Genomic DNA, 20,108 nt, shown 5'->3' with positions numbered 1-20,108 from the left:
AGGCACCAATGGCACGGGTACGGACGACGAGGAATCCGCTGGTGGTGGCCGCGGTCGTGCTGACGGTCGCGGCGGCAGGCGCCGCCGGCTGGGGCGGCTGGTCGCGCTACGACGCGGCACACGACGACTCGGCTGCCTTCGCCGAGGCCCGCGACGACGCGCTGGCCGCGGGGCAGCAGGCGGTGCAGAACATGAACACGCTCGACCACGCACAGGTGGAGAAGGGGCTCGACAGCTGGGAGGACTCGACCACCGGCGATCTGCACCAGCAACTCGTCGACGGGCGGGACGCGTTCGTCAAACAGATCGAGGCGGCCAGGACCGTCAGTACCGCCAAGATCCTGTCGGGCGCGGTGACCGAGCTCGACGACCGGGCCGGAAAGGCCGGAGTGATGGTGGCGCTCCGGGTCACCGTGACCGCCCCCGAGGGCGAGCCCGCGGTCAAGGAGAGCCGGATGCTGGGGCAGCTCACCCGCACCTCCGAGGGGTGGAAGCTCAGCGCCCTCGGCCAGGCGCCGGTCGGTAACACCGCCGGCTGAACCCCGCCCTGCCGCACCGCCCTTCGAGAGGACCACCGACATGTCGACGACCCGACACCTCGTCAACCGCCGCCGCCGGCTCGCCACCGTCACCGCGACGGCCGCGCCCCCGCGCACGGCCACGGCCCCGGAGGGGGCTGCGTCCCCGGAGACCCCGGAGACCCCGGAGACCCCGGAGGCGCGGGAGGAGCCCGAGGGCGGAGGAGCCGCGGAAGCGGATCCCGGGAGTAAGGGCGACGGTGACGACGCGCCCGCCAGGGACGGACGCCCCCGCGGCCGGATGCCGCGCCTGCGCATCCGGCTCCCCGCCGTGCTCTGCGCGGCCACCGTCCTCCTCGGCGCCTTCGCCGCCTGGGCGTTCGCCTCGGCCGCGGCGCTCCGTGACGACCCGACGCGGCAGAACACCGCTCTCACCGACATGAGCAGGACGAGCGAGGTGAAGGGGCAGATCACCGAGGCGGTGGGCGCCGTCTTCTCCTACACGTACGCCTCGCCGGGGAAGTCGGACCTTGCCGCGCAGAAGTACCTGACCGGCAAGGCGGTCCAGCAGCACAAGGACATGCTCGCCGACGTACGGGCACAGGCGCCGAAGCAGAAGCTCGTCCTGACCACGACCGTCACCGAGAGCGGGGTCGAGCACCTCGACGGCGACCGGGCCCGGCTGCTGGTCTTCGCCGACCAGAGCAACACCCGCACCGGCAAGGAGGAGGAGACGACGTACGCCGCCGCCATGTTCGCCGTGGACGCCGTCCGCCGCGGTGACACCTGGCGGATCGCGGCCATCGACACCTTCACGCGATGACCGAGGAGAGGGAGGACACATGAGGTTCGACGGAACGGTGCGACGCGGGCTCACGGGCACGGCCACCGCCGTGGCGGCCATGGCGGCGCTCACCGCGTCCCAGGCCCCCGGGCTCGCCGCCGGAGGCGCCCACGACATGAAGAACGTGGCGTCGGACGACGTCGTATGGACCGAGGTGCCGAACGACGACAGCTATCACACCGAACTCCCGCCCCTGCGATCCCCCGAACCGCCGCCGAGGAGCACCGGACAGAAGCCCGGACCGGCCGTCGAGCGGTCCTGGGCGGAGGCCGGGATTCCGTCCACCGTGCTGGCCGCCTACCGCAAGGCGCAGAACGCCCTCGGCCGCAGCGACCCGGGATGTCACCTGCCCTGGCAGTTACTCGCGGCCATCGGCAAGGTGGAGTCCGGGCACGCGGGCGGGGGACGGGTGGACGCCGCGGGCACCACTCTGACGCCGATCCTCGGCCCCGTCCTGAACGGCGCCGGCTTCGCCGAGATCAGGGACACGGACGGCGGGGCGTACGACGGGGACACACGCTACGACCGGGCGGTCGGCCCGATGCAGTTCATCCCCTCCACCTGGGCGCACTGGGGCAAGGACGGCAACGGCGACGGACGCAAGGACCCCGGCAACATCGCCGACGCGGCCCTCGCCGCCGGCCACTACCTCTGCGCGGGGACGCGCGACCTGTCCGTACGGGCGGACCTGGACCGGGCGATCCTCAGTTACAACCACTCGGACACCTATCTGCGCACGGTGCTCTCCTGGCTGGAGTTCTACCGCAAGGGAACCCACCCCGTCGCCGACGGCAAGGGCGTGATCCCGCAGAGCCCGGGTGCCGGGAGCCCGCACGCGCCGAAGGCCCCGGTCGGAGGTTCCGGCAGCCCGGGCACCGGCGGTGGCGGCATCGTCGTCGGCCCGCAGCCCAGTGGCACACCCGGCCCCTCCACGTCACCGTCCCCCACCCCCACACCCTCGGATTCCGGCAGTCCGCAGCCGGGCGGCTCCGGGACGCCCACGAACCCGGGACCCGGACCCACCGACAGCGGCTCGCCCGGGCCGACGGTGACCCCGGACCCCACGACGACACCCGACCCCGAGCCGAGCACCACCGAGCCCACCACCACCCCGGACCCGGAACCCACCACCACCCCGGGCTGCCCCACACCCTCCGCGGAGGCCGATCCCACCGCCCCCACGGACGCGCCGAGCGACGAACCCTGCGCCACCCCCACCGCCTGACGGGTCAGCCGGCGTCGAGCACCTCGGAGAGGTCGTACCGCACCACTTCCTCCAGCTGCGCGTAGGTGCAGGTGGAGGGGGTGCGGTCCGGCCGCCACCGACGGAACTGGGTGGTGTGGCGGAAGCGGTCGCCCTCCATGTGGTCGTACGCCACCTCGCAGACCCGTTCCGGCGCGAGCGCCACCCAGGACAGGTCCTTCTTGCCCGACCATCGGCTCGGCGCGCCCGGCAGCCGGGACCCCTCGTGCGCCGCGGCGTCCGCCCAGGCCGCCCACGGGTGGGCTGCGGGTTCGATGCGCAACGGCTCCAGCTCCTCGACCAGTTCGGCCCGCCGTTTCATCGGGAACGCCGCGCACACCCCCACGTGCTGGAGGGCGCCCCCGGAGTCGTACAGGCCGAGCAGCAGCGAGCCGACGACAGGACCGCTCTTGTGGAAGCGGTAGCCCGCCACCACGACGTCCGCGGTCCGTTCGTGCTTGATCTTGTACATGGCGCGCGTGTCCGGCCGGTAGGGCAGGTCGAGCGGCTTGGCCACCACCCCGTCGAGCCCCGCGCCCTCGTAGCGCTCGAACCACCCCCGCGCGACCGCCTGGTCCGTGGTGGAGGGCGCGAGGTGGACCGGGGACGAGGCGTCCGCGAGGGCCTCCTCCAGGATCGTCCGGCGCTCCGTCTGCACGGTGGTGAGCAGGGACGTGTCGTCCAGGGCGAGGATGTCGAAGGCCACGAGGCTCGCCGGTGTCCGCTCCGCCAGCAGCCGGACCCGGGAGTCGGCCGGGTGGATGCGCTCACTCAGCCGGTCGAAGTCCAGCCGCCCCTCGTACGGCAGCACGATCTCGCCGTCGATCACGCAGCGACGCGGCAGGTTCTCCAGGACAGCCGTGACCACCTCGGGGAAGTAACGGGTCAGGGGCTTCCCCGTCCGGCTCCCGATCACCACCTCGTCCCCGTCCCGGTGCACAATCGCCCGGAAGCCGTCCCACTTCGCCTCGTACTGCATACCCGGGGGGATCGCGGACACGGACTTGGCGAGCATCGGTTTCACAGGCGGCATCACCGGCAGGTCCATGGCCCGATTCTGGCCCACGGGGCGGTGCACGTCCTCCGATGTGCGGCATATGTGGACCCGGCCTACGGTGTCCGACATGGGAGCTGGAGCGGCGATGGAGCTGGACGTGGACGGACGGGCGGTCCGCCTGTCCAACCCGGACAAGGTGTACTTCCCCGAGAAGGGCTACACCAAGAAGGACGTGGCCGACTACTTCCAGGCCGTCGGGCCCGGCATCCTCCGCGCCCTCAGAGAGCGGCCCACCACGCTCCAGCGCTTCGTCGACGGTGTCGAGGGCGAGTTCTTCTACCAGAAACGCGCGCCGAAGAACCTTCCCGACTGGACGCCCACGGCGCGCATCGAATTCCCCAGCGGCCGGCACGCCGACGAGATGTGCCCCACGGAACTCGGCGCGGTCCTGTGGGCGGCCAACCTCGGCACCCTGACCTTCCACCCCTGGCCGGTGCGCAGGTCCGACACCGATCACCCCGACGAACTGCGCATCGACCTCGATCCGCAGCCGGGCACCGACTACTCCGACGCGGTACGGGCGGCGCACGAGCTGCGCGCGGTCCTGGACGAGAACGGGCTGCGCGGCTGGCCCAAGACCTCCGGCGGACGCGGCATGCACGTCTTCGTCCCCCTCGTCCCGGAGTGGACGTTCACCCAGGTCCGGCGCGCCGCCATCGCGGCCGGCCGGGAACTGGAGCGCAGGATGCCGGACCGGGTGACCACCGCGTGGTGGAAGGAGGAACGGGGCGAGCGCATCTTCGTCGACTACAACCAGACGGCCCGCGACCGCACGATCGCCTCCGCCTACTCCGTACGCCCGTTCCCGCACGCCCCGGTGTCCGCGCCGCTGCGCTGGGACGAGATCGACGACGCGGAGCCCCGTGACTTCGACCTGCGGACCATGCCCGGGCGGTACGCCGACGTGGGCGACCTGCACGCCGACATGGACGACCACGCCTTCCGGCTCGACCAGCTCCTGGAACTGGCGCGCAGGGACGAGCACGAGCACGAACTCGGTGACCTGCCCTACCCGCCCGAGTACCCGAAGATGCCGGGCGAGCCCAAGCGCGTGCAGCCCAGCCGCGCCCGCCGCGACGACGGCGACAAGGCATGACGTCCGGAGCCACCGGCGGGCACGGGGATCGCGGTGACGGTCAGGAGGACCCCGAGCACGAGGAGAAGGACCGCGGCGGGCAGAGGACGCACGGGGCACACGGCCGGCCGCCGACCCCGCGGGAGCGATGGGAGGCGTTCAAGCAGTCGCCGTACTTCCCCGCGGTCGTCCTGGTGTTCATCCTGGCCGCAGCCGCCGGACTCTTCGCCGGTTCGTACACATATGCGATGGCCAACCCCACCCCGCACCGGATCCCGGCGGCCGTCGTCGAGGGGCCCAGGAGCCCCTACGCCACCGAGTTCGTCAAGGGGATGGACGAGGCGCTCGACGCCTCGCTCGAACTGCACAGGTACCCGGACGGCGCGGCGGCCCGGGCGGCGCTGGAGGAGCAGAAGGTCTTCGTGATCCTCCGGAGCGAGGGCGACGGCGTGCTCATGCAGGTGGCCGGCGCCTCCGGGGCCTCCGTCGCCCAGCTGCTGGGCGATACCGGGGTGAAGGTCGCCGACACCATCGGTGTCCAGCTCACCGTCAAGGACGTCAAGCCGCTCGGGGAGGGGGACCCGCGCGGACTCGCCCTCTTCTACATCTCCCTCGCCGCCGTCATCATCGGCTTCGTCGGGGCCATCCAGCTCAGTGTGCACGCACGGGCGCTCCTGCCGCTGGAGCGCATCCTCTTCACGCTCGGCTACGCACTGCTCGGCGGCTTCACGATCGCGGCCGTCGTGGACTGGGGGCTCGGTGCGCTCGATCTGCCGTTCGTCCAGTCGTGGATGATCCTGGCGTTCACGATGTTCACGTCGGGCATGGTCTTCACGATGTTCAACACCCTGATGGGACGCTGGGCGATGATCCCGACCTGGGGTGTCATGGTCCTGCTCGGCAACCCCTCGTCCGGCGGTGCGGTGTCCTGGCCGCTGCTGCCTTCGCTCCTCGGCCACGTCGGACGGTGGCTGCCGCCCGGCGCCTCGGTCAACGCCCAGCACACCGCCGTCTACTACCAGGGCCACCAGTACGTCTTCCCGTACCTCGTGCTGGGTGCCTGGGCGCTCGTCTCCTGCACGGTCTTCTGGGTGTGGCGCCACCGGCACCCCGGTGGCCGCGACCGCATGCCGGAGCATGCGGCCGCGGCCACCTGAGTGTGCCTCGCCCCTACAACTCCTTGATGCGGATGTCGCGGTACGAGATCACGTCCGTGGTGCTGTGGACCTGGAGCCCGATGTAGCCGGAGGCGTAGCGCCGCCCGTCGGTGCCCGGGTCGTCGCCCCGCGGGGGCTCGAAGAACTGCCCGCCGGTGTTGTCGAACTCGTTGATCAGGACACCGTTGCGGTAGACCGAGTAGTGCTGGTCCACGACCTTGACCTCGTAGTCGTTCCAGGTGCCCTTCGGGGTGACCCCGGCGCCGCCGAGACCGACCCGGTCGAAGCCGTAGAGGGACCCGGTCTTGTACATGTCGCCGTCGGGCCGGTCGTTGACCTGGATCTCATGGCCGTACTTGATGGCGACCCACTCCGGACGGGACTCCTCAGGGTGGTCGTGGACATCCGGGAAGCGGACGAAGACCCCGCCGTTGGCGTTGCCCGTGCCGGGGGCGTCGTCCCGCCACTGGAGCTTCAGCGAGAAGTCCCCGTACTGCCGGGCCGGGAACCACAGCATCCCCATGCCGTCCACGGTGGTGGAGCTGGTGATCGAGCCGTCCTCCGTGTTCAGCCCGAACTTCCCGCCGCCGACCTGCTCCCACTTGGCGAGGGACTCGGCGGTGCCGTCGAAGAGTTTGCGGTAACCCTCGTCCTGGCCGGGCTTGCCGATGCCGGACTGCTTGGCGGCCCGGTAGATCTTCTTGTGCTCACGGGCGTCGACGACCCCGTCGGCGAGCAGCTTGTCGAGGACCTTGTCGACGTGCTTGAGGAAGAGCGCGTGCGAGGACCAGTCCTTCTCGTCCTCGATGAGCTCGTTGATCGTGCAGCGGTTGCCTGTGATCCGGTTGGGTACGCCGGTGTCGACCGTGCCGACGAAGACGGTGAGCCGCACGTCGTACTCGGGGCAGTTCGGAGCCGGGACACCACCGCTCTCGGCGATGGTGAACGAGGTCTGCTTCGCCTCGGAGGTGTTGCCGGCCTTGTCCGTCGCCCGGTGGGCGAACGTGTGGCGGCCGACGCGGTCGACGATCACAGGCGTGGTGTACGCGAGGTAGGGACCGCCGTCGAGGGAGTACTCGGTCCGGTCCACCCCGGAGTCGGCGTCCTTGGCGGTGACGGTGGCCGTGGCACTGGTGATGAAGGCACCGTCCGAGTTCTTGTCGCCCGACACCACCACGGAGGTCTCCGGCGGTGTCTTGTCCTGGGACGGCGGCTCGACGACGGTGAAGTCGACGGCCTTCTCCGCCGCGACGTTGCCGGACTTGTCGGTGGCGCGGTAGCGGACCGTGTGCGTCCCCACCTCGTGCACCATGACGGGCGCGGTGTACGGCTGCCAGGCGCCGTCCGCCCCGACGGCGTACTCGATGGTGTTGACGCCTGACCCGGTGTCGGACGCGGTCACGGTGACCGTGGCCATCCCGAGGTAGGCCCCGGCGTCGTCCTTCTCGCCCGACACGGTCGCCGAGGTCTCCGGCGGGGTCTCGTCGTCCGTCGGCGGTGCGGCGACCGCGAAGTCCACCTTCTTCTCCGCTGCCGCGTTGCCCGCCTTGTCGGTGGCGCGGTAGCGGATCGTGTGCGACCCGACCTCGTTCACCACGACGGGGGTCGTGTACGGCTGCCAGGCGCCGTCCGCCCCGACGGCGTACTCGACGGTGTCGACGCCCGAACCCGCGTCGGTCGCGGCCACGGTGACGGTGGCCTGGCCGATGTACGCGCCGTCGGCGTTCTTGTCACCGTCCACCGTCGCCGAGGTCTCGGGAGCGGTGGTGTCCTCGCCGCCGCCGTCCTCGGTCACCGTCAGGATCCCCTGCATCGAGCCGTGGCCGGGGATCGTGCAGTGGTAGAAGTACCGGCCGGGCGTGAGGGTGACCTCGACGCTGTGCTTGCCGCCCTCGCTGTCGCTGGGGTTGGCCAGGATGTTGACGGCGACGTCGTTGTTGAACTCCGGGTCCGACACGCTGAACGTCAGCGTGTGCGGCATACCGGTCGTGTTGCCCGTCGCCGCGCTGTTCTCGAAGACGATGGTCGCGGCGCCGGCCACCGCAGTCTTCGGCGCCGTCAGATAGTGGTCGATGGGGTCGCCCGCGGTCCAGGTGAGGACCTGGTCGGCCGCGGCGGCCTTGCTGTCGTCCCGTCCGTACGCGGCGGTCGACGCCAGTCCGAGCACCATGAGGAACGAGCCGAGCAGGGCGAGCCACCAGCGTGCGGGCCCGTACCGTCGTCGAGCGAGGAGAGAGGGGTGTCTCACTGCGCTGCCGCCTTCCTGGCCAGGTCGGTGGCGGCCGGGGTCGGGCCGCCGCCCTTGTAGGTCACGCGCCACAGCGCGGACTTGGAGTCGGAGGTGAAGAAGCCGCGCCCGTAGTCGAGGACGTAGAGCGAGCCGTCCGGGGCGAACTTCCAGTCCATGAGGTTGCGGATGCCGTCGGCACCGACCGGAATGATCTTCTTCAGGGACTCGGCGTGCGTGGGCAGGCCGCCCCTGCCGACGGTCTTGGGGTCGGTCAGCACGGCGTGGCGCGGCTGGGTGTCGTCGTAGAAGTCACCGACGAACCACTTCCCGTCCCAGTACGCCGGCCACTTGGCCTCGCTGGTGCTCGCCGCGTCGTAGCGGTAGACCGGGCCGTTCATCGTGGCCTGGCCGCCGCCCTTGAGCCAGGGCAGGAGCTGCTTCTGGTCCTCGACCTTGTAGCTCGGGACGCCGTTCGCGTCACGCGGGTAGTCCACGCCGCCGCCCTGGGGCGAGTACCAGATGGTGTTCGACGTGACGGGAGGCAGTTTGACCAGGCCGTCGTTGTTCGGCGACTCGTTCCTCGGGGCGTCGCAGTCGTACCAGCCCAGAGGCTTGGTCGGGTCGGGCAGATTACGGTCCCGGTAGGGCTGCTTGTTGCCCATGCAGTACGGCCAGCCGTGGTTGCCGGCCTTGGTGATCGCGGCGAACGTGTCGTACTTCGCGGGACCCCAGGTCGTGCTGGGGGAGCCCGCGTCGGGGCCGACCCAGCCCGCGTACAGGGTGTCGGTCGCCTTGTCGATCGAGATGCGCGCCGGGTTGCGCACACCCATCACGTAGATCTCGCCCCGGGTCTTGCCGCCGCCCTCGTCGGGCTCCTTGCCGGTGAAGAGGTTGCCCTCGGGCAGCGTGTAGGTGCCGTCGTCCTCGGGGTGGATCCGCAGGATCTTGCCGTTGAGGTTGTTGGTGTTGCCCGCGGTGCGGCGGGCGTCCGCGAAGGACACGCCCTTGTAGTTCGGCTGCGGGTTGTTGCCGGAGTAACCGTCGCTGAAACCGGAGGAGTTGTTGTCCCCCGTGGCGATGTAGAGGTTGCCCTTCGAGTCCCAGGCCATGCCGCCGCCCGCGTGGCAGCAGCTGTGGATCTGGACCGGCCAGTGCAGCAGCACCTTCTCGGACGCCAGGTCCAGCTTGTTCGTGGCGTGGTCGAAGGTGAACCGCGAGACCTGCCGCACCGCCATCTGCTTGTCGCGGTCGATCTTGGCGTGCGGGGTGTAGTGCAGGTAGACCCAGCCGTTGGTGGCGAAGTCCGGGTCGAGCTCGATCCCGAGCAGCCCCTCCTCGACCTTGACCAGCTCGTCGCCGCCGCCCTTGTTGCCGAAGACGCTCAGCTTGCCGGCGAGGGTGACCTTCTTGGTCGCGGGGTCGTACACATGGATCTCGCCCTCGCCCTTGCCGATGTTCGGGTCGTTCCAGTCGGTGACCACCGGCACGCTGCTGTCCGCCCCGCCGCGGCCGATGTAGAAGACCCGGCCGTCCTTCGCGGTCACCAGGCCGTGGGGCTCGCCGATCTGGTCGTTCTGCCCCGGCTGGTTGGGCCGGGTGAGCCGCTCGGCCGTGTAGTTGGAGTCGATCGTCGCCTTGCAGTCGGCCTGCGACAGACGGCTCGTCCAGGCGAGCGCGCCGCGCAGATGGTCGCGGAAGTCGGTCTCGGCGAAGCTGCTGACCGTACCGCCCATGGCGGTGTAGAAGGACCGGCCGCCGTCGTAGTCACGGCACCAGGAGACCGGGTGGTCCCAGCCGTTGGCGCTCTTGCCCGGGGCGTAGGCGAGCTCGCGGACCCGGGCCACGGTGTGCACGTCGCCGGACGGGTTGTCCTTCCAGTTCAGCCACTTGTCCGGGCGCTTCCACTCCAGCGGGAGGTTCTTCGTCGCCGGGTGCTGCCGGTCGCCGATCTCGACGGTGGCGCGCTGGACGGCCGCCGGGCTGTCCGCCGCGGGTCGGGCACCGACCAGTCCGGTGAACCAGTCGGAGTACGGTTCCGTGCGCGCCGCGTCATGGATGCCGAGGAAGCCGCCGCCGGCCTCCATGTACGCCTCCAGGCCGGCTTCCTGCTCCGGGTCGAGCACGTCGCCGCCGCCGGTCAGGAACACGACCGCGTTGTACCTGCCGAGCTGCTTGCCGTTGGTGAACACGCCGGCGTCGTCGGTGGCGACGGTCTTGAAACGCCCGGCTTCGGGACCGCTGAGCCCGATCTTCTCGATGGCCGCGATGCCGGCGTCCACGGTCGGCGACTCGTCGCCCGCGGAGGCGTGGAACACCAGCACCCGCACGTTGGCACCGCCGGGCGGCGACGACAGGGACAACGTTGTCGCCATCCTCTCCTTCAGCCCTGGATCGGGATAAGGGCTGGCGGTGGCCGCGTTCCCGCCGAGCAGGGACGCGGTCAAGGCGCCTGCTGCCACGGCCGCCGCGATACCGCGGCGCGATCTGGACCTGTGATGTGGTGTGCGCTGCATGTGGTCACCCACCCCTCTTGGTCGCTTCTCCGGTCACTTCTCTCTCATCGCACCTCTGAGCTGAAGGCGACAGCGCACGAAGCTAGACCTCTTTTCGCGGCGCGCCAATAGGTATGGCAGCAATCGAACGAACTTTGTCCTGAGTGTGGATAAACCATCGGGCCCCGGCTACCGTGTGGGCCGTCCAGGGGAGCAGCGCGTCAGTTTCCTTCTCGCAGTGGGGAGTTCGACATGGACCGCAGGACCTTCAACCGCAGGATGCTGGTGGGCGGCGGGGTGGCGGCAGCCACCGGTGTGACATCGATGTCACTCGGTGCGGTGCAGGCCACCTCCGCGGAGAACCCCGCGAAGACGGCCCCCGCAGGAGGGGCTGTCCGCCATCTCAAGCTGTACGCGGAGAAACTGGCGGACGGTCAGCTCGGATACGGCCTCGAGAAGGGCAAGGCGTCGATCCCCGGCCCTCTCATCGAGATCACCGAGGGCGACACGCTGCACATCGAGTTCGAGAACCTCACGGACGTCGACGCCAGCCTCCACGTGCACGGCGTCGACTACGACATCGCGAGCGACGGCACCCGGATGAACCGCAGCCATGTCGAACCGGGCGGCACCCGCACCTACACCTGGCGCACCCACGCCCCGGGCCGGCGCAAGGACGGCACCTGGCAGGCGGGCAGCGCGGGTTACTGGCACTACCACGACCACGTCGTGGGCACTGACCACGGCACGGGCGGCATCCGCAAGGGGCTGTACGGGCCCCTCGTCGTGCGCCGCAAAGGGGACGTCCTGCCGGACAGGACGATCACGATCGTCTTCAACGACATGACGATCAACAACAAGGCGGCTCACGAGAGCCCGAACTTCGAGGCCACCGTGGGCGACCGGGTCGAGGTCGTGATGATCACGCACGGCGAGTACTACCACACGTTCCACATCCATGGGCACCGCTGGGCGGACAACCGGACGGGGCTGCTCACCGGACCCGACGACCCCAGCCGTGTGGTCGACACGAAGATCTGCGGCCCCGCGGACTCCTTCGGCTTCCAGATCATCGCGGGCGAGCACGTGGGGGCCGGCGCGTGGATGTACCACTGCCACGTCCAGAGCCACTCCGACATGGGGATGGCCGGACTGCTGCTGGTCGCCAAGGCGGACGGCACGGTCCCCGGGTACGACCCGCCGCACCACGCGGCCGGTGCCGCCGGGGACGCGCACGAGCACTGAGCCCGGGGCGTCGTCCTCGGTCAGACCTCGGCGGCGAGCCGCGATTGCTCCTCCTCGACGATTCGCCGGGCGAGGTCCCGGTCCGAGACGTCCACCGCGTCGGGCGTCGCCTCGGCGACATCACTGCGCCGTGCGTACGCGTCGAAGAGCCGGTCCTTGCGCGCCAGGATGTCCAGCAACCGCTGGTCGACGCTGTCCGCCGCGAGGAGCCGGTGCACCCGCACGGTCCGTATCTGCCCCATGCGGTGTGCCCTGGCCACCGCCTGGTGCTCCATCGTCGGCTTGATCTGCGGTTCGCACAGGATGACGACCGACGCGGCCTGGATGTTCAGGCCGACACCGCCGGCCTGTATCTGGCTGAGCAGCACCGCGTGCCCGTCCGCCGCGTCGAAGGAGTCGACCAGCTCCTGCCGGCGCGCGGCCGGGACCGAGCCGGACACCGGGCCGAACACCCCGTCGCCCAGAGCCTCCCGGACCGTGCCGAGCACCTCGCGGAAGTACGAGAACACCACGACCTTCAGCCCGTTGGCCTCGGCCTCCGCGACGAGTTCGCGCAACCGGTTCAGCTTGGCGGACGTCTCGGGGCGGGCGTACGCGGCGCGGCGCATCCGCATGAAGTGCCCCGACCCGACCGCCTCGCGATACGCCTCCGAGTCGGCGGGGGAGAACTCCTCCCACTCGTCCGCCCGCACCAGTGCCGGGAGTTCGGCGAGGACGTCCTCCTGGTTGCGGCGCAGATAGGCGGGGGCGACGGCCCGGCGGAACGCGTGCGAGCCGGCCACCCCGTGCGTGGAGGTGACGAGCGGGGCCAGCTCGGGCCGCAGCCGGCGCACCAGGCTCCGGAACTCCTCGACCCTGTTCTCCATCGGGGTCCCGGTGAGGAACAGCACCCTCTCGGTGTGCTCCGTCCAGCCGCTCACGGCACGGGCGCGGCGGGTCTCGGGGTTCTTCACGAAGTGCGCCTCGTCCACGACCACCATGCCCGGCCTGATCCCGCTCCGGGGGCCGTCCGGCAGCGTGTGCAGCGCGTCGAAGGTGGTCACGGCGACCCCGCCCCGCTCACACCACTCGGCGAACGCGTCCTGTCGCTCGGGTCCGTGCACCGGCACGGGCCGCAGGGTGGAGCGGGCGGCGACCTCCCGCCGCCAGTTGATCAGCACGCTCGCGGGGCAGACCACCAGGAAGTGGCTCTCGCCCCGGGCCGCGAGATGCGCCAGCGCCGCGATGGCCTGCACGGTCTTGCCGAGCCCCATCTCGTCGCCGAGCACCACCCGCTTCTGGGTCAGTGCGAAGCGTGCGCCGAAGGACTGGTAACCGCGCAGCGAGACCCGCAGACACGTGTCGTCCAGCCGCAGCCCGCGCACCCGGTCCGCGATCCCGGCGGGAAGGAAGCCCTCGGCGGCGTCCCGGTCGGGCTCGCTGCCGGACAGCTCGGCCAGCAGGCTGTAGTACTCGGGGGAGCGCAGCTCGAAGTCGACCCAGGCCTCCGCCTCCGACGCGGGGTCGCGCAGCAGGTCGACGGACACCTGCCCGAACAGTGTCCGGAGCCCACGCGCGGCGGCGTCCTCCGTCGTCGTCCGTACGGAGGTGGCGGCGGCCAGTGCCCGCGCGGCGCCCGCCCGGCCGGCGAAGAGCATCCGGAGCCGGCTCCGCGCCGGCGCCGCCGTGGCGAGCAGCGGTTCCAGCTCCCTGGTCAGACGGCGGGCGGCGTCGACCGCCCTGCGCACGTCGGGGCCGCCCTCGACGAGGCGGTGCAGGGCGACGAGCAGCGCGGTGGTGGCCGCGTCCGTCGTGTCCACGTCCATCCGTACGGCGACGGTGTCCCGGACCGCGTGCGCGATCTGCCGGGCCGCGGCCAGCGCCTGGTCGGCGGTGTGCGCGCCGACCCCGGGGATCTGGCGGAGCTCGTAGCGCCCCGCTGCGTGGACCTGCCCGACGCTGGCGTAGCCCGCCTGCTCCAGCGCGCCAAGGCGCAGCCTGCCCTCCGTGACGTCCGCGAGTCGTGCCACGGGGATGGAGGCCAGTTCCGTCCCGACGAGGGAGTCCAGCAGTGGGGTGAGCGCGGCGCGCGCCGCCTCGACGGCACGGTGGTGGTCGTCCAGCACCGCGCGGGCCGCCCCGGCGAGTTCCCCGGCGGTCCCGAACAGCTCCCGCGCGGCTCTCCCGGTGGGTGTCCGGCCCGTGGGTCCGGCCTGCGTCATGTACGTCCCTCTGTCCCCGCCACCACGCCCCGCCGGCGCGGGGCCCTGCCACGACCGGTCCATCGTGCCACGTGTCCCGCCGCGCCCCGTGCACGCGAACTGCGGTTGTCGGTGGCGGGTGCCAGACTCGGACAGAAGCGGCACATCCCTGTTCGACCAGGATGAGCGGGACACTCGACAACCATTCGACCCGGAGCGGCCGGACACCCGGCCAGGACGCGCGAGACAACGGAACTCGCCGAAGGAGCACATCATGCTCGACCCAGCTTTCGTCACCGGCGCCCCCAACTGGATCGACCTCGGCACCCCTGACGTCGAGGCGGCCACGGCCTTCTACGGCGGTCTCTTCGGCTGGGAGCTGGTGCCCGGCGGACCGGAGACCGGTGGCTACGGCATGTACCAGCTGAGGGGGAAGACCGTCGCGGGCGTCATGACCGTGCCGGCGGAACAGGGGAAGCCCGCCTGGTCGGTGTACTTCCAGACCCCTGACGCCGACGCCACCGCACGGTCGGTCGAGCAGGCCGGAGGCACCGCGGCGTTCGCCCCCATGGACGTGCTCGACTACGGACGCATGGGCGGGTTCACGGACAACAACGGTGCGTACTTCGGTGTCTGGCAGCCGGGGACGAACACCGGACTCGGCATGATCATGGAGTCCGGCTCGCTGATCTGGTCCGAGCTCTACACCCCGGACGTCCCCGCGGCAGCCGCCTTCTTCCACACGGTCTTCGGGTGGCAGACCCAGGACATGTCCTACCCCGACGGCTCCTACACGGTCGTCCGGCCCGCGGGCACCGAGAGCGAGGAAGCCTCCTTCGGCGGGCTCGTCCCGCTCGACGAGGTGCCCGCCCAGGCCGAGGCGGGACCGCACTGGCTGCCGTACTTCGCCGTGGACGACGTCGACGCCACGGCGGCCGCGGCCGAGCGGCTGGGCGGCCGGGTGACCGCTGCGGCCACGGACGTGCCGGAAGTCGGCCGCATCGCGACCTTCGTGGACGCCGCGGGCGCCGCCTTCGCGGTGATCAAGCCCGTCCCGATGTCGTAGCCGGCCTGCGGTAACGGCGGGCGGAGTGTGCGGCCCTCCGCCCGCCCGGCCGTTCGTTGAACGGTCGTTGATCGCTTGTTTATCGCCGCGGGGCACGGTGGGCACCATGCCGATCAACACCACGACCGACGAGCTCACCTGGCAGGAGACCGCGTTGTGTGCGCAGGCCGGGCCGGAGTTCTTCTTCCCTGCGCCGGGCAGCTCCACCCGCGAGGCCAAGCAGCTGTGTAACGCCTGCGAAGGCCGACTGGCGTGCCTGGAGTACGCACTCGCCCACGACGAGCGCTTCGGCGTATGGGGCGGGCTCTCCGAGAAGGAGCGCGAGCGGCTGCGCAGATCGCGCCCCGAGGTGCGCTGAGCACCCGCCCGCGAGCCCTTCCCCGTCAGGTGATGCGGAAGGTCTCGCCGTACACCTGCCACACCAAGGGCTTCTCGAGGGCCAGGTTGCCCTGGTCCAGGAAGACCCGTTGTGCGGTGTCGATCCTGGACGTGTCACGCTGCACCTTGCGGGCCCTGATCGCCGCCCTGGTCTCGTCCAGGAAGGCGTCGAGATACACCTTCTCGTCGCCGCCCTCGGCCGCCGTGTCCGCCGACTCCATCGCGGCGTCGCGGATGCCGTAGAAGCCGTCCGCCTCGATGCCGGGCCCGTGCAGCACCATCGCGTCGTAGTAGATGAACTGCCCCAGGGTGCCGAGCCCGTCCAGCTTCGCCAGCCGGACCGCCGGCTCGAAGTACAGCCTGTCCCGCGTCTCGTCCTGGGCCGCGCGGAAGGCCGGGTCCTCGGCCGCCTCGCGCCACGCGTCTGTGAAGCCCGGATCCAGACCCTCGTGCGAGTCCGTCCCGTCCACCGCGCGCAGGGCGGGGAGGAACGGGGCGAGCGGATTGCCGGGGTGCTCCTCGGTGTAGCCCTCGACCAGTTGCAGCATGTCGTTCGTACCGGAACAGAAACCGATGATCCCGGCCGTGTAGCCGGTGCCGTCCCCGATGTCCTCGATCGCTCCGTACTGGCTGCGCCAGTCCAGGGTGGACGCCTCGGCGCTGGCCACCAGCTGGGAGGCGGTCTCCTTCATCTCCGGAGCGGCGAGACCCGGCGGCAGGGCGTCGATCTCCTCGGCCTGTTCCGCCGCTTCCTGCTTCGCCGCGCCGGTCTGCGTCGGTGCGGCCGCCTGGCCGGTCACCGTGGGCGGCTCTGAGTCGCCACCGCTGAACAAGATCGAAACGCCGATGACAATCGGCGCACCGAAAAGAACGAGACGTGTCACTGGTTTCACCCGGCACAGAGTACGTTCCGTGAAGCCCGGGGGTGGCATCAGGCGGAGCGGCTGCACGGCGGAGCGGCAGCAACGCGAAGTGGCGGCAATGCGGAGTGGCAGCAACGCGAAGTGGCGGCGCACGCGGGGAGCGTGCGCCGCCACCGGGCCGTCGGATCGGGGAGCGGATCCCGAGGCGAGGCCGAAGGGCGAGCGGCCCGGTCCTGGGGCAGAGCCGTGGGCGCGGCCCCGGGGGTCAGCCGGAGTTTCAGCCCTGGGCGGCGCGGGCCGCCACGCGGGCCTTGCGGGCCGCCAGCTTCTCGTCGAACTTCGACGCCTCGCTGTCCAGGCCGCTCATGTACAGGCCCAGCTCCTCCTGTGCCTTGAGTCCCTCCGGGCCGAGGCCGTCGATCTCGAGGACCTTCAGGTAGCGCAGGACGGGCTGGATCACGTCGTCGTGGTGGATGCGCATGTTGTAGATCTCGCCGATCGCCATCTGCGCGGCGGCACGCTCGAAGCCGGGCATGCCGTGGCCGGGCATGCGGAAGTTGACGACGACGTCCCGCACGGCCTCCATCGTGAGGTCCGGGGCGAGCTCGAAGGCCGCCGCGAGTAGGTTGCGGTAGAAGACCATGTGCAGGTTCTCGTCGGTCGCGATCCGCGCGAGCATCCGGTCGCAGACCGGGTCGCCCGACTGGTGGCCGGTGTTGCGGTGCGAGACGCGGGTGGCGAGCTCCTGGAACGCGACGTACGCCACCGAGTGCAGCATGGAGTGGCGGTTGTCGGACTCGAAGCCCTCGGCCATGTGGGCCATGCGGAACTCTTCGAGCTTGTCGGGGTCCACGGCGCGCGAGGTCAGCAGGTAGTCCCGCATCACGATGCCGTGCCGGCCCTCCTCCGCGGTCCAGCGGTGCACCCAGGTGCCCCAGGCGCCGTCGCGCCCGAAGAGGGAGGCGATCTCGTGGTGGTAGCTGGGGAGGTTGTCCTCCGTGAGGAGGTTCACGACGAGGGCGATCCGCCCGATGTCGGTGACCTTGGACTGGCTGGTCTCCCACGCTTCGCCGTCCTCGAACACGCCGGGGAAGTTCCGGCCGTCGGAGAACGGTACGTACTCGTGCGGCATCCATGCCTTGGCGACCTTGAGATGGCGGTTGAGTTCCTTCTCCACCACCTCCTCCAGTGCGTACAGCAGTTGGGCGTCGGTCCACGCCTTCGAGCTGCCGAGGTGGGGAGAGGTGATCGTCACGGGTTGCTCCTGGGGACGGGAGAATTACCTACGGCTTCGTAGGTTACGTGACCGTAGGTTAAGGCGGCGGTAAGGCCCCAGCCAACCCCCGCCCCGCGTGGTGGTCGTCACCCACCGTCATTCATGCAGGTCACAGGTGTGCGTAGAGGGACAAGTCAGGCGTCCGTATTCCCCGTACCCCGGAGTTGACCAGGGTCGATGTCGTGCAGACCCCCCTCGTCGAGGGAAAGCCAGCGGGTGATCCCCAGCGACCGGAGGAACGGCACGTCGTGGCTCGCCACGATCAGCGCCCCCTCGTACGCCGCCAGCGCCGAGGTCAGGCGATGTACGGCGAGCAGGTCGAGGCTGTTGGTCGGCTCGTCAAGCATCAGCAGGCGGGGAGCGGGCTCGGCGAGCAGCAGGGCGGCGAGCGTCGCCCGGAAGCGCTCTCCACCGGAGAGGGTCCCGGCAGGCCGGTCCGCGCGGCCCCCCTTGAAGAGGAAGTGTGCGAGCCGGGCGCGGATGGCGTTGTCCGTGGCGCCCGGGGCGAAGCGGGCCACGTTGTCCACCAGCGAGAGGGAGTCGTCGAGGACGTCGAGGCGCTGCGGCAGGAAGCCCACCGGCACCTGTACGCTCGCCTCGCCGGACAGTGGAGCGAGCGACCCGGCGACGGTACGCAGGAGCGTCGTCTTTCCCGCGCCGTTGCGGCCGGTCAGCGCGATCCGTTCCGGCCCGCGCAGATCCCACTCACCCCGTATCCGTGGCCCGTGGGCGAGTTCGAGATCGCGCAGCAGGAGCACGCCGAGACCCGGATGCACCCGGGTGTGCGGCAACTCGATGCGGATCGCCTCGTCGTCGCGCACCGCGTCGACCGCCTCGTCGAGGCGCTCCTCCGCCTCCGCCAGCCGCTCCGTGTGCATGATGCGGTGCTTGGCCGCCGACTCCTGGGCCGTCTGCTTGCGCTGGCCCATCACAGCTTTCGGTTCGCGCTTGGTGTCCCACATCTTCTGCCCGTAGCGCTTGCGCCGGGACAGCTTGACGTGCGCCTCGGCCAGCTCGCGTCGCTGCCGCCGTACGTCGGCCTCCGCGACCCGCACCATGCGTCCGGCCGCCTCCTGCTCCACGGCCAGGGCCTGCTCGTACGCCGACAAGGGCCCTCCGAACCAGGTGACGTCGCCGTCGCGCAGATCGGCGATCCGGTCGACCCGCTCCAGCAGCTCCCGGTCGTGGCTGACGACGACCATCACGCCGGTCCAGGCGTCGACGGCGTCGTAGAGGCGGCTGCGGGCGTACAGATCGAGGTTGTTCGTCGGCTCGTCCAGCAGCAGGACCGAGGGGCGGGCCAGGAGCAGGGCGGCCAGGCGCAGCAGCACGCACTCCCCGCCCGACAGTTCGCCGATCGTCCGGTCGAGCCCGGCGCCGGCCAGGCCCAGCTGGTCGAGCAGCGCCAGGGCGCGTTCCTCCACGTCCCAGTCGTCACCGACCGTCGTGAAGTGCTCCTCCTGGACGTCGCCCGCCTCGATGGCGGCGAGCGCCGCCCGCTTCCCGGCGACACCCAGCACCTCGTCCACCCGCAGCGCGGTGTCCAGGACGAGATTCTGGGGGAGGTGACCGATGTCGCCGACGGTCGTGATCCGGCCCGCGGCCGGGGCGAGTTCGCCGGCGATCAGCCGCAACAGGGTCGATTTGCCACAGCCGTTACGGCCGATGAGCCCGGTGCGGCCGGGACCTACGGAGAGCTGGAAGGAGTCGAAGACCTCACTCCCGTCAGGCCAGGCGAACGACAGGGAGGAACAGGTGATGTGTGTGGTGGCTGCAGGCACAAGAGTCTCCCGGCTGCGTCGAGGAAAAGGGCGGACGGCTCGGACACACTGAGGTCACGCAGAGGCATGCGTGCGACGGCACGCGGCACGGTGTGCGGACAACTCTCAGATGTGGAGCAACGTCCTTCTCCGATACGACGACAGCAGGGACACCGAAGACGTTACGGACGGCCCTCGCCGTCGCGCAACCGAATTCGGGCCGGCCCCGCGCTCAGCAGGAACCGTCCAGCAGATCGGTCAGGCCGCCGTCCAGGTCCATGAAGCGGTACTCGTCACCCACCGGGACCAGCTCCTGGGCGCGTGCGAGGAAGTGGCGCAGCTCCGACGTCCGCACGTGCACCATGGCGATGCCCTCGACGGCGTGGAACTCCAGGACCGTGCGGTCGTATCCGAACGGCCTCACCCGGACGTCCCCGACCCCGGCAGGCGCGTCCATACCCGTGGTGAGCAACTCGCGGGAGAACTCCCACGCCACCTCGGTGCCTTCGAGGGTCGCGCGGGCCGGGAACGCCATGCGTACGGCGAAGGGATCCTTGCGGTCGTACTGCAGGGTTGCGGGCAGAGTCTCCATACGCGGCGCGGACGCGACCATACGGGCTTGCACGGACTGCTCGATAACGCTGGACAAGACCTGCTCCCTCTCGCCTCAAACGACGGTTCCCGGCATTGGAGTAGACGACGGAACGCCTCCGTCCGTGCACTG

The 20,108-nt window shown here is 70.7% G+C and carries 16 protein-coding genes; 8 read left to right on the top strand and 8 right to left on the bottom strand.

Annotation, left to right across the window (positions count from 1 at the left end):
- Positions 1-8 precede the first annotated feature (8 nt).
- The 3 genes from ACFYQ6_RS22885 to ACFYQ6_RS22875 are packed head-to-tail and all read left to right on the top strand — an operon-like array spanning position 9 to position 2,587.
- Positions 9-539 carry a nuclear transport factor 2 family protein gene (locus ACFYQ6_RS22885; protein WP_388764607.1) on the top strand — a complete coding sequence of 177 codons (531 nt, stop codon included), beginning with the start codon at positions 9-11 and terminating at the stop codon, positions 537-539.
- 40 nt (positions 540-579) lie between these two features.
- Positions 580-1,341, top strand: a complete 762-nt coding sequence (locus ACFYQ6_RS22880; protein WP_388764605.1) for a hypothetical protein — start codon at positions 580-582, stop codon at positions 1,339-1,341.
- Between the two features lie 19 nt (positions 1,342-1,360).
- Complete coding sequence (locus tag ACFYQ6_RS22875; protein ID WP_361585232.1) at positions 1,361-2,587, top strand: lytic transglycosylase domain-containing protein; 1,227 nt, start codon at positions 1,361-1,363, stop codon at positions 2,585-2,587.
- Positions 2,588-2,591: 4 nt separating this feature from the next.
- On the opposite strand, the gene ACFYQ6_RS22870 is transcribed toward ACFYQ6_RS22875, so the two are convergent.
- Positions 2,592-3,653 (bottom strand): ATP-dependent DNA ligase, encoded by a 1,062-nt coding sequence (locus ACFYQ6_RS22870; RefSeq protein WP_388764603.1) that lies wholly within the window; start codon positions 3,651-3,653, stop codon positions 2,592-2,594.
- Positions 3,654-3,747: 94 nt separating this feature from the next.
- On the opposite strand from ACFYQ6_RS22870, the gene ligD reads away from it, so the two are divergent.
- Both ligD and ACFYQ6_RS22860 read left to right on the top strand, forming a co-directional pair.
- Positions 3,748-4,758, top strand: coding sequence for a non-homologous end-joining DNA ligase (ligD, locus tag ACFYQ6_RS22865; RefSeq protein WP_361585373.1), 1,011 nt, complete (start codon positions 3,748-3,750; stop codon positions 4,756-4,758).
- The gene (locus ACFYQ6_RS22860) at positions 4,755-5,894 is read left to right on the top strand and encodes an ABC transporter permease (RefSeq protein ID WP_388764602.1); all 1,140 of its coding nucleotides are present in this window, start codon (positions 4,755-4,757) and stop codon (positions 5,892-5,894) included. Before ligD ends, ACFYQ6_RS22860 begins: the two co-directional genes overlap by 4 nt.
- A gap of 13 nt (positions 5,895-5,907) precedes the next feature.
- On the opposite strand, the gene ACFYQ6_RS22855 is transcribed toward ACFYQ6_RS22860, so the two are convergent.
- Positions 5,908-8,142: an OmpL47-type beta-barrel domain-containing protein gene (locus tag ACFYQ6_RS22855; protein ID WP_388764600.1), complete on the bottom strand. Its 2,235-nt coding sequence runs from the start codon at positions 8,140-8,142 to the stop codon at positions 5,908-5,910.
- Entirely contained in the window at positions 8,139-10,637 is a 2,499-nt protein-coding gene (locus ACFYQ6_RS22850; protein WP_388764597.1) for a ThuA domain-containing protein, read from the bottom strand. The genes ACFYQ6_RS22855 and ACFYQ6_RS22850 overlap by 4 nt, the downstream gene beginning before the upstream one ends.
- Positions 10,638-10,868: 231 nt before the next feature.
- Between ACFYQ6_RS22850 and ACFYQ6_RS22845 the strand changes: the two genes are divergently transcribed.
- The gene (locus ACFYQ6_RS22845; protein WP_361585219.1) at positions 10,869-11,861 is read left to right on the top strand and encodes a multicopper oxidase domain-containing protein; all 993 of its coding nucleotides are present in this window, start codon (positions 10,869-10,871) and stop codon (positions 11,859-11,861) included.
- A gap of 20 nt (positions 11,862-11,881) precedes the next feature.
- Here ACFYQ6_RS22845 and ACFYQ6_RS22840 read toward each other — a convergent pair whose 3' ends face one another.
- Positions 11,882-14,062 (bottom strand): DEAD/DEAH box helicase, encoded by a 2,181-nt coding sequence (locus tag ACFYQ6_RS22840; RefSeq protein WP_361585217.1) that lies wholly within the window; start codon positions 14,060-14,062, stop codon positions 11,882-11,884.
- A gap of 253 nt (positions 14,063-14,315) precedes the next feature.
- Here ACFYQ6_RS22840 and ACFYQ6_RS22835 point away from each other — a divergent pair, with 253 nt between their 5' ends.
- Both ACFYQ6_RS22835 and ACFYQ6_RS22830 read left to right on the top strand, forming a co-directional pair.
- A complete protein-coding gene (locus ACFYQ6_RS22835) occupies positions 14,316-15,107 on the top strand; it encodes a VOC family protein (RefSeq protein WP_361585214.1) in 792 nt (263 codons plus the stop codon).
- A 106-nt stretch (positions 15,108-15,213) separates the two neighbouring features.
- Complete coding sequence (locus ACFYQ6_RS22830; protein ID WP_361585212.1) at positions 15,214-15,465, top strand: WhiB family transcriptional regulator; 252 nt, start codon at positions 15,214-15,216, stop codon at positions 15,463-15,465.
- A 25-nt stretch (positions 15,466-15,490) separates the two neighbouring features.
- Here the strand turns inward: ACFYQ6_RS22830 and ACFYQ6_RS22825 are convergent, their stop codons facing one another.
- The 4 genes from ACFYQ6_RS22825 to ACFYQ6_RS22810 all read right to left on the bottom strand — a co-directional run bounded on the left by ACFYQ6_RS22825 (position 15,491) and on the right by ACFYQ6_RS22810 (position 20,033).
- Complete coding sequence (locus ACFYQ6_RS22825; RefSeq protein WP_388764888.1) at positions 15,491-16,369, bottom strand: chitosanase; 879 nt, start codon at positions 16,367-16,369, stop codon at positions 15,491-15,493.
- A 256-nt stretch (positions 16,370-16,625) separates the two neighbouring features.
- Positions 16,626-17,603, bottom strand: a complete 978-nt coding sequence (locus ACFYQ6_RS22820) for an acyl-ACP desaturase (protein WP_361585718.1) — start codon at positions 17,601-17,603, stop codon at positions 16,626-16,628.
- A 155-nt stretch (positions 17,604-17,758) separates the two neighbouring features.
- Positions 17,759-19,405 carry an ATP-binding cassette domain-containing protein gene (locus ACFYQ6_RS22815; RefSeq protein ID WP_361585720.1) on the bottom strand — a complete coding sequence of 549 codons (1,647 nt, stop codon included), beginning with the start codon at positions 19,403-19,405 and terminating at the stop codon, positions 17,759-17,761.
- Positions 19,406-19,616: 211 nt separating this feature from the next.
- The gene (locus tag ACFYQ6_RS22810) at positions 19,617-20,033 is read right to left on the bottom strand and encodes an SsgA family sporulation/cell division regulator (protein ID WP_388764594.1); all 417 of its coding nucleotides are present in this window, start codon (positions 20,031-20,033) and stop codon (positions 19,617-19,619) included.
- Between the last annotated feature and the right edge of the window lie 75 nt (positions 20,034-20,108).

The organism is Streptomyces sp. NPDC005494 (assembly GCF_042872025.1).
Classification (GTDB): Bacteria; Actinomycetota; Actinomycetes; order Streptomycetales; family Streptomycetaceae; genus Streptomyces.
Note: the sequence above shows the minus strand (reverse complement) of the source record. Positions and strands in the feature narration are given on the sequence as shown.